The sequence below is a fragment of the Frigoribacterium sp. PvP032 genome, assembly GCF_017833035.1.
GTDB lineage: Bacteria > Actinomycetota > Actinomycetes > Actinomycetales > Microbacteriaceae > Frigoribacterium.
On sequence record NZ_JAFIBM010000001.1, the window covers coordinates 538,183 to 552,569 of the forward strand.

12 protein-coding genes are annotated in these 14,387 nt (G+C 71.5%); 5 read left to right on the forward strand and 7 right to left on the reverse strand.

Features of this window, described 5'->3' with window-relative positions; all coding sequences use genetic code 11:
• Positions 1-14 precede the first annotated feature (14 nt).
• Together JOE35_RS02495 and JOE35_RS02500 are read left to right on the forward strand one after the other, a co-directional pair.
• Positions 15-743, forward strand: a complete 729-nt coding sequence (locus tag JOE35_RS02495) for a hypothetical protein (RefSeq protein ID WP_209559678.1) — start codon at positions 15-17, stop codon at positions 741-743.
• The gene (locus JOE35_RS02500; protein ID WP_209559680.1) at positions 740-1,462 is read left to right on the forward strand and encodes a hypothetical protein; all 723 of its coding nucleotides are present in this window, start codon (positions 740-742) and stop codon (positions 1,460-1,462) included. Before JOE35_RS02495 ends, JOE35_RS02500 begins: the two co-directional genes overlap by 4 nt.
• 170 nt (positions 1,463-1,632) lie before the next feature.
• On the opposite strand, the gene JOE35_RS02505 is transcribed toward JOE35_RS02500, so the two are convergent.
• A complete protein-coding gene (locus JOE35_RS02505; RefSeq protein WP_209559682.1) occupies positions 1,633-2,139 on the reverse strand; it encodes a DinB family protein in 507 nt (168 codons plus the stop codon).
• A gap of 34 nt (positions 2,140-2,173) precedes the next feature.
• Positions 2,174-2,686, reverse strand: a complete 513-nt coding sequence (locus tag JOE35_RS02510) for a MarR family winged helix-turn-helix transcriptional regulator (RefSeq protein ID WP_209559685.1) — start codon at positions 2,684-2,686, stop codon at positions 2,174-2,176.
• Between the two features lie 318 nt (positions 2,687-3,004).
• Between JOE35_RS02510 and JOE35_RS02515 the strand changes: the two genes are divergently transcribed.
• The 3 genes from JOE35_RS02515 (at position 3,005) to JOE35_RS02525 (ending at position 6,646) form a co-directional block, all read left to right on the forward strand.
• Complete coding sequence (locus tag JOE35_RS02515; protein WP_209559686.1) at positions 3,005-3,622, forward strand: hypothetical protein; 618 nt, start codon at positions 3,005-3,007, stop codon at positions 3,620-3,622.
• Between the two features lie 207 nt (positions 3,623-3,829).
• Entirely contained in the window at positions 3,830-5,470 is a 1,641-nt protein-coding gene (locus JOE35_RS02520; protein ID WP_209559687.1) for a signal peptidase I, read from the forward strand.
• A gap of 192 nt (positions 5,471-5,662) precedes the next feature.
• Positions 5,663-6,646 (forward strand): magnesium and cobalt transport protein CorA, encoded by a 984-nt coding sequence (locus JOE35_RS02525; protein ID WP_209559689.1) that lies wholly within the window; start codon positions 5,663-5,665, stop codon positions 6,644-6,646.
• Positions 6,647-6,816: 170 nt separating this feature from the next.
• Here JOE35_RS02525 and JOE35_RS02530 read toward each other — a convergent pair whose 3' ends face one another.
• The 5 genes from JOE35_RS02530 to JOE35_RS02550 form a co-directional block, all read right to left on the reverse strand.
• Positions 6,817-8,511: an alpha-glucosidase gene (locus tag JOE35_RS02530; RefSeq protein ID WP_209559691.1), complete on the reverse strand. Its 1,695-nt coding sequence runs from the start codon at positions 8,509-8,511 to the stop codon at positions 6,817-6,819.
• A gap of 53 nt (positions 8,512-8,564) precedes the next feature.
• Complete coding sequence (locus JOE35_RS02535; protein ID WP_209559692.1) at positions 8,565-9,503, reverse strand: carbohydrate ABC transporter permease; 939 nt, start codon at positions 9,501-9,503, stop codon at positions 8,565-8,567.
• On the reverse strand, positions 9,503-10,456 hold the full coding sequence (locus JOE35_RS02540) for a carbohydrate ABC transporter permease (RefSeq protein ID WP_245186026.1): 954 nt from the start codon (positions 10,454-10,456) through the stop codon (positions 9,503-9,505). The genes JOE35_RS02535 and JOE35_RS02540 overlap by 1 nt, the downstream gene beginning before the upstream one ends.
• Positions 10,456-11,826: an ABC transporter substrate-binding protein gene (locus tag JOE35_RS02545; RefSeq protein ID WP_209559693.1), complete on the reverse strand. Its 1,371-nt coding sequence runs from the start codon at positions 11,824-11,826 to the stop codon at positions 10,456-10,458. The genes JOE35_RS02540 and JOE35_RS02545 overlap by 1 nt, the downstream gene beginning before the upstream one ends.
• Positions 11,827-12,063: 237 nt before the next feature.
• On the reverse strand, positions 12,064-14,352 hold the full coding sequence (locus JOE35_RS02550; RefSeq protein ID WP_209559695.1) for an alpha-galactosidase: 2,289 nt from the start codon (positions 14,350-14,352) through the stop codon (positions 12,064-12,066).
• Positions 14,353-14,387: the final 35 nt, after the last annotated feature.

The window sequence follows — 14,387 nt, forward strand, 5'->3', positions numbered from 1 at the left end:
CCTAGGCTCGCAGCGTGGCACCGACCCGCGAGAGACCCGGCATCGTCCGTGTCCGCATCAGCGACCGCGAGGTCTGGCACGTCGCCGACCCGGCGCTGACCGAGGCCGAGGCCGAGGAGGCGGTGCGCGCGCACCGCGCCGCGAACGCTCCCACGAACCGCAGCGTGGTGCGTCGCGTGCTGGCCTGGAGCCCGGGGGCTGTGGCGCTCCTCCTGCTGGTCGGGGCCGTGGTGGGCACCGTGGCCATCATGAGCGAGCTCGACCTCGCCGAGCTGCCCGCCCGGTTCGCCGTCGCCGTGGTGTTGAGCGTGGTCGGGCTGGTCGTCGTGGCGGTCGTGGGCATCGTGCTGGTCGAGGCGCCCTGGCGACGAGGCGAGGCGGACGTCGGCGGGCCCGGGCCTGCGACCAGCCGGAGCGTCGTGCCGATCGAGGGCGCTGCGCTCGACTGGGCGTCCGACGCCACGAGTCCCGCGGACCTCTGGCGCGTGCTCGACGCGCTGTCTCTGCTGGCGGAGCTCGACGGGGCGCAGTGGCGACTGGTCGACGTCCTGTACGGGCGACTGGACGAGTGGGACGAGTGGGACGGCGGCGACGGCTCGGGTGTGGCGGCCAGGGGGCCACACCCGGCCCAGGCGGCCCTGCGTGCGGCCCAGGACCGAGCCTCCGCCGAGCTGATCGCGCTGGGACGCGAGGTCGGGCTACCTGCGATGGCGCTGATCCGTCCCGTGACGGATCGCTCGTGAGCCGCTTCGTGGACGACGTGCCGGAGGGCACTCCCGGGCACGGCGACGAGTTCGATCGTGAGGCGAGCGCGGCGCATCGTGACCGCAGCCACGACGCCGACGCTGGCGCGCGCAGCCGCTGGCTGATCGCCGACCCCGATCTGTCGAGGGACGAGGCTGCAGCGGCACTCCGCGACGCGCTCACCTGGCCCCGAGCCGGCGGCGCGGCGGGCCCCGCCGTCGCGGGGCTCGCGGCCGTCGCCGGCGGACTGCTCGGCATCGCCGCGGCCGTCTGGCTGCTCGACCTCGTCGAGTGGCCCTCGTGGGCCGCCCTCGGCGCCGTGGGCGCGGCGGCCGTCGGCATCCCCGTCTGGGCGGCGACCGAGCGGCGCGCGAACGGTCGGGCTCGAGCGCGGCAGCAGGTCGCGACGGCGACGGCACGCAAGTCCCTCGTGGAGGTGCCCGCGAGCTTCGCGACGTGGGCCGAGTCCGATGGGCGGTCGCTCGGACACGGCGACCTGGTCGCCCTCGCGCGGGCGGTCAGCGCGACCCGGACGGCCGCGTCTGCCCTCGACGCCTGGCGCTGGGGCGACCCCGAGGTCGACTGGCCGCACGCCCACGCCGTCGTCGATCCCGTCCTCGTGGCCGAGTACGAGGCCGCCCGGGCGGCGCTCGACGTGCTGGCCGGGCCGCTGGGCTACGAGGTGCCCGCGGAGATCGTGCCCGAGTCCCTGCGGTAGGCAGGCGGTCCGGGGGGAGGCGATCCGCGCCTCCTGCAGGGCCTGCCGGTGTCGCCACCCCTCGAAACCGCGCGCACCCGCCGGCGCGCGCGAGGGTGTGCGCGGGTTCAAGGGGTGCGGACGGCGCCTCACGACGAGACCCGGCCGCGGCACGGGGGCGGGCGCTAGCGCTAGCGGCGGTCGAGCAGGCCGCGCACGTACGACGCCTGGCCGAGGTGCTGCGTGCAGTCGCCGAGGATGCTGACGAGGCGCGAGCCGGCGGTGACGGGCGGGTCCCAGGCGTCGTCGACGACGTCCGTGTACGAGGCGGCGTCGAGCCCCTCGAGGTAGCCGCGCGTGCGCAGCGTGACCGCCTCGAGGTAGGCGACGAGGAGGTGCGGCTCGACACGCACCTCGCCCACCTCCGCTGGTGCCTGGCCATAGCCCATCTCGGCGTGGTCGAAGGGGAGCGCGAAGCGGTCGGCCCAGCCGTCGGCGGTCCAGACCTGGTCGGAGGCGGCGAGGTCGGCGATCTGCACGTCCTGTCCGCGGGCGGTGTGCCAGACGAGCCAGGCGATCGTGTTCGCCTCGGCGTCCGGACGCCAGGCCAGGTCGTCGACCGAGAGGCCGTCGACGGCGGCGGAGGCGATGGCGGGGAGGCGGTCGAACGCCTCGATGAGCACGTCGGAGGGAGTCATCGCGCCACCCTACGACCGGGGGCGCGCAGCCGACTCAGGCGGGCTGCGCGCCCGTCGTGCCGTCCTCGACCGCACGGCGCGTCAGCGAGTCGCCGATCGCGCGCATCACCGACGCGAGGAAGTCGAGCTGGCGCGGGTCGATCGCGTCGCGGAAGGCGCTGCGGTAGAACTCGCCCGTCTCGGCGACGGCGGCCTGGCCGGAGGGGGCGAGCTCGAGCACGACGCTGCGGCGGTCGGTGGGGTGCGCGCGACGGGAGACGAAGCCGGCCTTCTCGAGCCGGTCGATGAGGCTGGTGGTCGCACCGGTCGACAGCTCGAGCGCCTCCGCGGCGAGCTTGGGGGTGCTGTCGGGGTTGTTCGCGACGAAGACGAGGCAGGTGAGGTCGGTCGTGCCGATGCCGAAGTGGGTGGCGACGAGCCGCTCGACGCGGGCGTTCTGTGCGAGGAGCGTCGAGAAGGCGCCGAGCACGCCGTCGACGTCGACGAGGCCGTCGTCGCCGAGGGGAGGCGCGGTGCCGGCGGCCGGCTGGGGGGAGATGTCGGTCATGCGTGCGCTCCAGAGGGGGAGGAGGTGCGGCGGAAGAAGAAGGGATCGCGTGCGGCAGGTGAGTCCGCGCGATGTCTCGATCTCACTATAGCTCGCCTGTCAAGCAACACGGCGAACGAGGTACCCCCCACCACTGGGGGCATCCCTCGGCTTGCAAGCTACTCGACACCCGAATAACTTGATTGTCGTACCACTTGGGCACCGAGCCACACGGACACCGAACCTCTCGACCACCGGGAGACACGGAGATCGAGATGCTCAGGCCCCCACGAACTTCCGAACTGACTCACCACCACTTCTCACACCCTGGAGCCCACGATGTCCCGTCCCACCCCCCGCGCCGCCCGCCTCGCCGCCTGGATCGCCATCCCCGCCGCCCTCGTCGCCAGCGGCGTCGTCGTCTCGCAGGCCTCGTACTCGGCCTTCTCGTCGACCACGGTCAACCCGACCAGCAACTGGACCGCCGGCTCCGTCGCCCTGACCGACGACGACTCGAACACCGCGCTGTTCACGGCCACCAACCTCAAGCCCGGCTCGACCGGCAGCAACTGCATCGCCGTCACCTCGACCGGCACGCTCGCCTCGGCCGTCAAGCTCTACGGCACCGCCGCCGCGACGACGAACAACCTGGCCTCGAACATCACGCTCAGCGTCGTGCAGGGCACCGGCGGCGGCTTCGGCTCCTGCTCGGGCTTCACCCCCCTCGCCGCGGGCTCGTCGCTCTACAACGGCACGCTCGCCGGCTTCGGCACCAGCTACACGAACTTCAGCAACGGCGTCGGCAACTGGGCCCCCACGGGCACCACCGGCACCCAGACCACGACCTCGGAGACCCGCGTCTACCAGGTCACCTACACGGTCTCGAACGCTGCGCCCAACACGACGCAGTCCGGCACCGCCTCGCTCGGCCTCACCTGGGAAGCCCAGAACAGCTAGAGCCCCGCTCGACTCCCGCCGGCGTCCCGAACCCGCCGGCGGGGCAGGGGTCCGTGGGATGCCCGACGCCCCACGGCCCCCTGCACAGCTCCACCCGCACCACCGCACGATCAGCACCAGCACCAGCACCAGCACCACCCGCACCGCCAGCACCGCACCCGCGCCCCACCAGCGCGGGCACCCGCACCGACCAGACAGGAGGACGCCATGACCACCTACGACGTCCCCCGTCACACGGCCACCGCCTCCGTCACGGTCGCCGGCGCCCGCCGCGACGGCCACGAGACCAGCACGACCGGCACCAGCAGCGCCCGTCTCGCCTGGCTCCGCATCGTCGTCGGCATCCTGTCGCGCACCGTGCTCGGCACCCTCGTCGGCCTGCTGCTCTGGGCCGCCGTCCCCGCCGTGATCGGCTGGACCCCCACCACCGTCATGACCGGCTCGATGGAGCCGCGCATCCACCCCGGCGACGTCGTCGTCGCCCGCCCGGTGCCTGCGTCGTCGATCCACCGCGGCCAGGTGCTGCTGTTCCAGGACCCCGACCGCGCCGACCACCTCCGCCTGCACCGCTACGACGACAACGGCCAGGGCACGCAGATCGTCACCAAGGGCGACGCGAACCAGGCCGCGGACTCGACCCCGATCGACCGCAGCGCCGTCGTCGGCGTCGGCTACCTCCGCGTGCCGTACATCGGCACCCCCTTCGTCTGGGCCGCCGGCCACCAGCGGGGCCACCTGCTCGTCACCGGCAGCGCGCTGATGCTGCTCGTGCTCGGCGCACAGGCCGACCGCTCGCTGCGCCGCGACCCGAAGGGCGAGGGCCGAGGCGAAGGAGGCGCCGCCAGCGCTCCCGAGGACGCGACCGGCACCTCCTCCACGACCGGCACCTCCTCGCTGCCCGTCCTGGCCCCCGTCCTGGCGCCCGTCTTCGCCTCGCTCGCAGCCTCGGCCGCCGTCGACCCGGCCTCGCGCCGCGGCCTCCGCCTCGCCGGCCGTCGTGAGCGCCGCCTCCGTCGCCTGCGCGGCGCCGCCAGCACCCTCGCGGTCGCCGGCCTGGTCGGCGGACTCGCCCTCACGCTCGTCGTCTCCGGCGGCGCCGGCGCGGCCTTCTCGTCGCAGGCCGCCAACAAGACGAGCAACTTCTCGTCCGCCGCGGCCTACGACTGCCTGATGCCCGCCGTGACCGACTCGCCCGTCTTCTCGTACGGCTACAACGAGGCGTCGGGCACCGCCGCCCTCGACAGCAGCGCGACCGGCCGCGCCGGCACGCTCTCGGGCGGCGTCACCCGCGTCGCCGGAGCCTGCGGCTCGAGCCCCTACGTCACGCTGAACGGCACCTCCGGCCAGGTCACGACCAACGCGCCCGCCGTCGCGGCGCCCACCGCGTTCACGGTCGAGTCGTGGATCAACCTGCCCACGAACAGCGCCGGCGGCAAGATCATCGGCTTCGGCAACCAGGCCACGGGCATGTCCGGACAGTACGACCGCCAGCTCTGGGCCTCGGGCACCGGCGTGATCACCTTCGGCACCTACAACGGCGGCACGAAGACCGTGAGCACCACCAAGACCTACCGCGACGGAGCCTGGCACCACGTCGCCGGCACCGTCACCACGGCGGGCGTCATGACCCTGTACGTCGACGGCGCGGTCGTCGGCACGCAGACGAACGCCGTCGGCGAGCCGACCAACGGCTACTGGCGCGTCGGGTACGACAACCTCGCCGGCTGGCCGAACATCCCCGCGAGCTCCGCGAACTACTTCTTCGGCGGCAGCCTGGACGACACGGCGGCGTACAACACGGCCCTCTCGGCCGCGACGATCACGCAGCACGTCAAGAACGGCCGCTGAGGCGCCTCCTCCTCGGCCCGGCCCTCTGGCCCTCCGGCCTTCCGGCCCTCCGGCCCGGCCGGTGAACCGGCGGGAAGTGTCCTCTCCGACCTCGGCGAGGACACTTCGCGTCGTCTCGTCGCCTCTCGAAGAGGGCCCAGGGTCGAGGAGGCGCGGCGCGGCCCCGGCCCTCCGGGCTGCGACACTGGGCGGATGCCCCTGCTGATCAACGACGTCTACGTCGACGGACGAGTCGCCGCGAGCCCCGACACGCTCGACGAGACCTACGCGGCCCTCGCCGAGACGCACGGCACCGCCTGGGTGGTGCTGAGCGAGCCCGACGAGGCCGAGCTCGCCTCCTTGGCCGCCCGCTTCGACCTGCACGAGCTCGCCGTCGAGGACGCGGGCCACGGCCACCAGCGCGCCAAGCTCGAGCGCTACGGCACGACCCTCTTCGTCGTCGTCCGCCCGGCCGTCTACATCGACAGGGAGGAGCGGGTCGCGTTCGGCGAGATCCACTTCTTCGTCGGGCCGGACTTCCTGATCGGGATCAACCACGTCTCCGACATCGACTCCCGCTACCTGGCGCGCAGCGTGACGAGGCTACGGGCCAAGCCCGACCTGTTGCGGGTGGGGCCGCAGGCGATCCTGTGGGCGGTGCTCGACGCGATCGTCGACGCCTACGCGCCGGTCGTCGAGGGGCTCGAGAACGACATCGACGAGATCGAGCAGCAGCTGTTCGCCGGCGAGGCCGGGGTCTCGCGCCGCATCTACGAGCTGTTCGGCGAGGTCGCGGACTTCCAGAAGGCCACCCGCCCGCTCGTCGGCATGCTCGACGGGCTGCTGCGCGGCGGCGAGAAGTACCAGGTCGGCACCGAGCTCGAGCGCCGGCTGCGCGACGTGCAGGACCACGTGATCCGCGTCGTCGACCGTGCCGACACGTTCCGCGCCGTGCTGCAGAACGCGCTGTCGCTGAACGCGACGCTCGTCGCCCAGGTGCAGAACGACGTCACCAAGCGCATCTCGGCCTGGGCCGCCATCCTGTTCGCGCCGACGCTGATCGGTGCGATCTACGGCATGAACTTCGACATCATGCCCGAGCTGCACTGGGAGTACGGCTACCCGTTCGCCCTCGCGCTGATGGTCGGCATCGGCGGCGGGCTCTGGGGCGCGTTCAAGCTCAAGCGCTGGTTGTAGGCGGCGGCACCCCTCCCTCGATCTCGCGCGCACCTCCTGCGGGATCCAGGAAGGCCAGCCACGGGGTTCCTGAACCGTGCACGGATCAGGAACCCCGTGCCCCCTCCCGCGCGGATCAGGACGGATCTTCCTGAATGAGGAGGGGACGGGCGGGGGCGAGGAGGCGGGGGTCAGGCGCGCAGGATGCGCACCTCCCAGGGGGCGAGCGTGAGTGAGCCGGGGCCGTGCGGCACGTTGCTGACGAGCACCTCGGGGATCGACCGGCGCCGCAGCACCGGGTCGAGCCCTGGGTCGAGGTCGTACGGCTCGCCCGACCAGTTCGCGAGCACGAGCAGCCGCTCGTCGCCGAGCGTGCGGGTGAACGCGTAGAGCCGCTCGTCGTCGGGGGCCAGCATCGCGAAGTCGCCGAGCTGCACCACCGGCAGCTCGTGCCGCAGCGCGATCAGCCGCCGGTAGAACTCGAAGACGCTGCGGTCGCCGGAGGCGCGGTCGGCCTCCACGTTCAGCTCGGAGCTGTTCGGGTTGACGCCGATCCACGGGGTCCCCGTCGTGAAGCCCGCGGAGGCGCCCGCCGACCACTGCACCGGCGTGCGGGCGTTGTCGCGGCTGCGGAACCGCAGCGCCTCGAGGACGTCGGCCTCCGAGGCTCCGTCGGCCAGCGCCTCCTCGTGCCAGTTCAGCGACTCGATGTCGCGGTACTGGTCGATCGAGGTGAAGCCGGCGTTCGTCATGCCGATCTCGTCGCCCTGGTAGACGTAGGGAGTGCCGCGGTGGAGGTGCAGCACGGCGGCCAGCATCGTCGCCGACTCGTACCGGTGGGCACCGTCCTCGCCGAAGCGCGAGACGCTGCGGGGCTGGTCGTGGTTGCCGAGGTACAGGCTGTTCCAGCCGCGCTCGGCGAGTCCCTCCTGCCAGCGGCCGAGCGACCGCTTCAGGTCGGTCAGCGCCAGCGGCACGTTGTCGAACTTCGAGTCGGGGCCGCGGTCGAGGTCGACGTGCTCGAACTGGAACACCATGTCGAGCTCGCTGCGCGCCTGGTCGGTGAACAGCGCGGCGTCGTCGACCGTCACGCCGGGCATCTCGCCGACCGTGATGAGCTGGCGGTCGCCGCGGTGCGCGAAGACCTCGCGGTGCATCTCCTGGAGGTGGTCGTGGATCGCCGGGTCCATCTCGAAGCTGACCGAGCCGGGCTCGAGCGACGCGGGGGTCTTGGCGATGAAGTTGATGACGTCCATCCGGAAGCCGTCGACGCCGCGGTCGAGCCAGCGGTTCATCATCGCGTAGACCGCGGCGCGCATGTCCGCGTTCTGCCAGTTCAGGTCGGGCTGCTTGGTCGCGAACATGTGCAGGTACCACTCGCCGGTCGCCTCGTCGAGCTGCCAGGCGGGGCCGCTGAAGGCGCTGCGCCACTCGGTCGGCAGCGACCCGTCGTCCGACTGCGGACGCCAGACGTACCAGTCGCGCTTCGGGTTGTCGACGGACGACCGGGACTCGGCGAACCAGGCGTGCTCGTCGCTCGTGTGGTTCACGACGAGGTCCATCACGAGCTTCATGCCGAGGCCGTGCACCTCGGCCAGCAGCTCGTCGAACTCGTCCAGCGTGCCGAACAGCGGGTCGATGTCGTCGTAGTCGCTGATGTCGTAGCCGGCGTCGGCCTGCGGCGAGCGGTAGATCGGCGACAGCCAGATCACGTCGACGCCGAGGTCGTGCAGGTGCCCCAGCTTGCTGCGGATGCCCGCCAGGTCGCCCACGCCGTCGCCGTTGCCGTCGGCGAAGCTGCGGGGCCAGATCTGGTAGACGGTGGCGGACGTCCACCAGGGTGCGTCGGTGTGCGGCACCGCTCCTCCTTCGTTCGTGCTGGTCATGTCTCGAGTGTGGTCTCGGCCGCCGTCATCGGCCTGCGGCGTGCTCGCGTCGGTCACTTGGTCGACCCCCGCATCACGCCGCTGACGACCCACTTCTGCGCCACGATGTAGACGACCAGCAGCGGCGCCAGCGCCATCAGGTACGAGGCGAAGGCCACCGTGTAGTTCGTGTTGAACTGGCCCTGGAAGATGAACTGCGCCAGGGGCAGCGTGCGCGCCGACGGGTCGGAGAGGATCACGAGCGGCAGCAGGAAGTCGTTCCACGCCCAGACGCAGGTGAGGATGCCGACCGTGGCGTTCATCGGCGCCAGCAGCGGGAAGACGACCTTCCAGAAGACGCCCCAGGTGCTGGCGCCGTCCATGCGCGCCGCCTCCTCGAGCTCGATCGGGATCGAGTTGATGTACGCGGTGAAGATGAAGATGTTGAACGAGAGCCCGTAGACGGTATAGAGCAGCACGAGCCCGACGGGGGTGTCGAGGCCGAGCAGCGCGGTCTCCTTCACCACCGGCAGCATGATGATCGGGAACGGCACGAAGATCGCGGCCAGGAAGTAGAAGTACAGCCCGCGGAAGAACTTCTTGTGCATGTTGCGCGCGATGGCGTAGGCCACCAGCGAGTTGGTGAAGAGCGTGAGGACGACGGCCCCGACGGTGATCAGCGCCGTGTTGAGCAGCGCCTGCGGGAAGTTCGTCAGCTGGTACGCGTCGGCGAAGTTCTGCCAGCGGATCTCGGTCGGCAGCTCGAAGCCGGTTCCGCCCAGCTGGTCGGGGGTCTTCAGCGACGTCACGATCGTGAAGTACAGGGGGAGGAGCACCGTCAGCGAGCAGACCGCGATCAGTGCGGTGAGCCACCAGTTGGTGCCTCCCGTGCCGCCGTCGAGACGACGCCGTCGGCGCGACCTCGGAGGTGTGCCGGCCGGGGACGATGCCCCTGGGTCGACGGGGCTCGTGGTGGTCTGGAGGGCCTCAGCGCCCTGGATCGTCGAGCTCATCAGAACGACGCCTCTCTGCGCTGGAGGAAGCGCAACTGGATGAACGACACGAGGATGATGACGAAGAGGTACAGCACGGCGTTGGCCATCTGGTAGCCGTACTCGCCGCCCTGGAACCCGCCGCGGAAGATGACGAGCGCGATCGACTCGGTCGACGTGCCGGGGCCGCCGTTCGTCAGGGCGACGATCTGGTCGAACACCTGCAGGAACGACTTGAACGACAACACCATGTTGATGGTGAAGTAGGCGCCGATCAGCGGGAACGTGATCGAGCGGAACTGCCGCCACGACGACGCGCCGTCGATGCCGGCCGCCTCGTACAGCTCGGCGGGGATGGTCTGCAGCCCCGCCAGGTAGAGGATCACGTTGAACGCGCACGCCTGCCACACCGTCGTGATGACGATGCCGACCCAGGCCCACTGCGGGTCGGCCAGGATGTTGGCGCCCGGCAGCCCCATCGACTGCAGGATCGTCGGGAACGAGTTCGCGAACAGGTAGTTGAAGACGTAGCCGATGATGAGGATCGCCAGCACGTACGGGATGAAGAAGATGCCGCGGAACGCCGTGCGGAACTTGATCCTCGAGTTCAGGCCGAGCGCGATCGCGAGCGAGATCACGTTGACGGCGATCGTCGACACGACGGCGAACCCGAACGTGAACAGGTACGACGCGATGACACGGTCGTCGCGGAACAGGTTGAGGTAGTTCGACAGCCCGACGAAGCTCCACGTGCCGTAGCCCGCGTAGTTGGTGAGGCTGAAGAACATGCCCGTGACGACGGGGATGGTGTGCAGGCCGAAGAAGATGACGACGGCGGGCACGACCATCCAGTAGAAGGCGCGGGGCGTCCTGCCCTGGCCGGCGCGGCGCGTGGGGGCGCGCTTCGTCGAGGAGGCGCGGGTCGGCCCCTCGGGACCGGCGTCGGTCGTCGGCCGCGGTGCGGTGGCGGTCATCACTTGCCTTCTCTCTGCGTGGTGGTGCGGGCGGCGACCTTGCTCCACTCGTCGTCGAGGTCGGTGAGGAACTCGTCGACGTCGCCGGTGATGACCAGGGTCTGCAGCATGTTGACCAGCGGGATCGACGCGGGCACCTGGTGGTCGATGAAGCCGATGATCCGGCCGCTCGTGAAGTACGGCTCGAGCCCCGCGAGGGCAGGGTCGGTGTTGGGCTCGGCGTCGACGAGAGGCGAGAAGGTGGACTGCGACTCCGAGTAGGCCTGCACCACCTCGGGCGACATGAGGTAGTCGACGAAGCGCTGCGCCTCCTCCTTGTGGGGGCTGTCTCGGCCGATGCTGAGGCCGACGTCGACGCCCGAGACCGCGATGCGGTCGTCGGCGTTCTCGGTGACCGGGTAGGGGAAGGTGCCGATGGAGGCGTCGGGTGCGTTGGCGCGGATCGCCGGGATCGCGTACGAGCCCTGCAGGTACATCGCGGACTCGCCGTTCGCGAACGCGAGGTTTCCGGCGTTGTAGTCGCGGCTGGCGAAGTCGTCCTGGCAGTAGGAGAAGAGCTGCACCTCCTTCTCCATGGCGGGGCCGAAGTCCTTGTTGAACGACACGGCGCCGTCCTGCACGTCGGATCCCTCGGCTCGCAGGTCGTCGAAGAACCCGTCGGGCATCAGTGCGCCGCCGAGGTTGACGAAGGCGGGGCCGGCCGTCCACGCGTCCTTCATCGTGCAGTAGAACGGCGCGATGCCGGCCTGCTCGAAGGTGTCGGCGGCGGCGACCAGCTCGGTCCACGTGGTGGGGACCTCGACGCCCTGCGCCGCGAAGATGTCGGGGTTGTAGATGATGCCGGACGCGTTGTTGGCGAAGGGGAGGGCGTTGACCTCCGGGCTGCCGCTGCCTCCGTCGGCGCTGCTCTGGTCGCAGCTGCCCAGGTCTTGCACGATCTCCTGCACCGCGGGGTTCACCGTGTCGGCCGAGGGTTCGTCCGCGAGGTCGGCGAAGACGCAGGCCCGCGCCAGCTCGGCGAAGTTGCCGCTGACGTTGAGCGTCAGCACGTCGGGCACCTTGTTCTTGACGAGCAGGGTGCGGATCGCCGTGTCGGGGTCGGGCACCGCGTTCTGCACCACGCGGATGTCGGGGTTCTCGGCCTCGAAGTCCGTGATGATGTCGGCGAAGTCCTGCACCGCCTCCGGCTTGAACTGGAAGAAGTCGAGCGTCGTGACGCCGTCGGCGTCGGGGCCGCTGCCGGGCGCGCAGCCGGTGAGGCCGGCGAGGACGACGGCCGTGCCGAGGGCTGCGGCGGCCAGGCGGCCGCGGTGCTTGGCGTTGGTCGGACCAGGCCTGTTCCGGTCAGTGAAGGGGGATCGGGGACTCACTGTGCGCCTCCTTGCGCTGGGGGTGCGGCCGGGGCCGCGTGGGTCGTGCTGCGATGCGGGGTCGTGCGGAGCGCCTCCTCGGAATTCAGGAGGTGCGGGTCGGGGAGTCCTGAGTGGTGCACGGATCAGGACGATCGGTCTCCCCCTCGCGAGGATCAGGCTTGATGTTCCTGAATGAGGAGGGGGAGCGGCGGACTCGGGGCGGGCGCGAGACGGGGTGGGGGAAGAGACGCGGGGCTAGAGGGCGGTGGCCGAGAGGAGGACTAGCTGCTCGGGGAAGAGGACCGGGGCCTGCACGCCGCCGAGGCGGAGGGCGCGACCCGTGAGGACGACCCCGTCGAGTGCCCAGGCGAGCGGGGACTGGCCGGGGCCGCCGACGGTGGCGGTCGGCGCCTCGAGGGCGACGCGGTACTCGCGGTCGTCGTCGAGGCCGGGCAGCGTGACGGGGCCCGCCGGGTACATCGCGCTCGTCGCGACCTGCGTGAACGTGTAGAGCGCGCGGCTGCGGTCGGCGGCGACGACTCCGCGCAGGTCCATGCCGGGGTCGGGCAGGTCGGCGTGGACGACGGCTCCCGTGTGGAGGAGCGACCGGTTGGCCTTGTGCACAGAGATCCAGGCGGCGAGCTCGTCGAGGGTGGCGTCGTCGACGTCGGGCGAGCTGATGTCCCACTCGACGCCGAAGTGGCCGGGCAGGGCGACTCCCGCACGGAACGACAGGTCGTGGCGACGACCGGTCGAGTGCGAACGGGGTCCGCTGACGTGGGCGCCCATCAGCTCGTGGGGCACGAGCAGGCCGGTGTGCTTCTGGTTGACGAGGCGCTCCATCGGGTCGATGCAGTCGCTGGTCCAGATGCGGTCGGTGTGGTCGAGGATCCCCAGGTCGACCCGGGCCCCGCCGGAGGCGCAGCTCTCGATCTCGACGCCGGGGTGACGGCTGCGCAGCTCGTCGAGCAGGCGGTAGAGCGCGACGACGTTCTCGTGGACCGCCGGTCGTGCCGGGGCGCCGGCGCCCGCCTCCAGCAGGTCGCGGTTGTGGTCCCACTTCAGGTAGGCGATGTCGTGGTCGCTGAGCAGCGCGTCGAGCTTGCCGAGGATGTACGCGAACGCGTCGGGGTTCGACAGGTCGAGCACCTGCTGCTGGCGGGCGATCTTCGGCAGGCGCCCCTCGCCGGGGCCGAGGATCCACTCGGGGTGCGCCCGCGCGAGCTCGCTGTCGGGGCTGACCATCTCGGGCTCGACCCAGATGCCGAACTGCATGCCGAGGTCGGTGACGTGGTCGATGATCGGCGCGAGCCCGTCGGGCCAGACCGTCTCGTCGACCCACCAGTCGCCGAGCGCGGTGGTGTCGTCACGACGGCCGTGGAACCAGCCGTCGTCGAGCACGAAGCGCTCGATCCCGACACGGGCCCCGGCGTCGGCGAGGGCGCTGAGGCGGCCGAGGTCGTGGTCGAAGTAGACGGCCTCCCACGTGTTGAGGGTCACGGGACGCGGCGTCGCCGGGTGGATCGGCCGGGCGCGCAGGAGGCGGTGGAACCGTGCCGAGAGCTCGGTGAGCCCGTCTCCCCACGAGCCGAGCGCCTCCGGCGTCTCGTAGCTCTCGCCCGGCCCGAGCCGGATCTCGCCCGGGGCCAGCAGCTCGGCCACGCGGGTGTGGGTGGCGCCGGTGACGATGCGCTCGACGCTGACGCGGTGGTTGCCGCTCCACGCGAGGTGGGCGGCGTGGACGAGGCCGCGCTCGAAGCCGAAGCCGGGCGTGCCGGTGGCGATGAACAGGGTGGCGTCGGCTCCGGGACGGCCGCGGCGGCTCTCGCGGTCGTAGCGGCCGATCGTGAGGTCGTGGCGCTGCGGGGTGCGCTCGCGGAGGTGGCGACCGGTGGTGTCGAGCACCTCGCCGGCGGTGTGCGGCAGGGGGAAGCTCGCCGCGAGCTCGCCGAGCTCGTAGGTGGCGGCGGTGTCGAGCGCGGCGGCGGCGGAGGCGTCGAGCTCGCGGGCGTCGTCGCTGGTCGAGCCGGCCGCGGTGTTGGTGAGGCGGAGGCGCTGGTGCAGCAGGCCGTGGGGGTCGAGACGCAGGGTGATGCTGATGCGGAGCTCGGCGGCGGCGTCGTCGGCCGTGATGGTGAGGGTGGTGCCGGAGGTGCCCCTAACGCCGGTGTTGCCGGGGCTGACACCGGTCTCGGCGGTGTCGTGCGCCTCCTCGGTGTCTTCGGTCACGTCGAGGTCGGTCACGGTGAAGGCAGGCGAGAAGGAGGCGCCGGCACGGCTGCCGAGGAGGCCGGGGGTGCCCTGCCAGCCGTCGGACTCGAAGGGGAGGAGCGTGAGGCGGGCGGGCTCGTCGATGGCGCCCGAGGTGCGCTGGGGGCGGGAGGCGAGGACGACTCCGGCGAGGGCGGCGGCGCTGAGCTCGCCGAGGTCGGGGCCCCAGTGGACGATGCTCGGGAGGCCGGGGCCGGAGGTGTCGAGGACGACGCTCGTGCCTCCCTGGCGGAGGTGGAGCTCGGTCGTGCGGACTTCGGTGCGACGCTGCATGGGTTAGTTCTACGACGGAAGTAATAGGCGTGTCA

Bases quoted from the DNA above. Each gene is read 5' to 3' on its own strand.
- JOE35_RS02505 (WP_209559682.1), bottom strand. From the start codon at position 2,139: ATGACTCCCTCCGACGTGCTCATCGAGGCGTTCGACCGCCTCCCCGCC.
- JOE35_RS02510 (WP_209559685.1), bottom strand. From the start codon at position 2,686: ATGACCGACATCTCCCCCCAGCCGGCCGCCGGCACCGCGCCTCCCCTC.
- JOE35_RS02515 (WP_209559686.1), top strand. From the start codon at position 3,005: ATGTCCCGTCCCACCCCCCGCGCCGCCCGCCTCGCCGCCTGGATCGCC.
- JOE35_RS02520 (WP_209559687.1), top strand. From the start codon at position 3,830: ATGACCACCTACGACGTCCCCCGTCACACGGCCACCGCCTCCGTCACG.
- JOE35_RS02525 (WP_209559689.1), top strand. From the start codon at position 5,663: ATGCCCCTGCTGATCAACGACGTCTACGTCGACGGACGAGTCGCCGCG.
- JOE35_RS02530 (WP_209559691.1), bottom strand. From the start codon at position 8,511: ATGACCAGCACGAACGAAGGAGGAGCGGTGCCGCACACCGACGCACCC.
- JOE35_RS02535 (WP_209559692.1), bottom strand. From the start codon at position 9,503: ATGAGCTCGACGATCCAGGGCGCTGAGGCCCTCCAGACCACCACGAGC.
- JOE35_RS02540 (WP_245186026.1), bottom strand. From the start codon at position 10,456: ATGACCGCCACCGCACCGCGGCCGACGACCGACGCCGGTCCCGAGGGG.
- JOE35_RS02550 (WP_209559695.1), bottom strand. From the start codon at position 14,352: ATGCAGCGTCGCACCGAAGTCCGCACGACCGAGCTCCACCTCCGCCAG.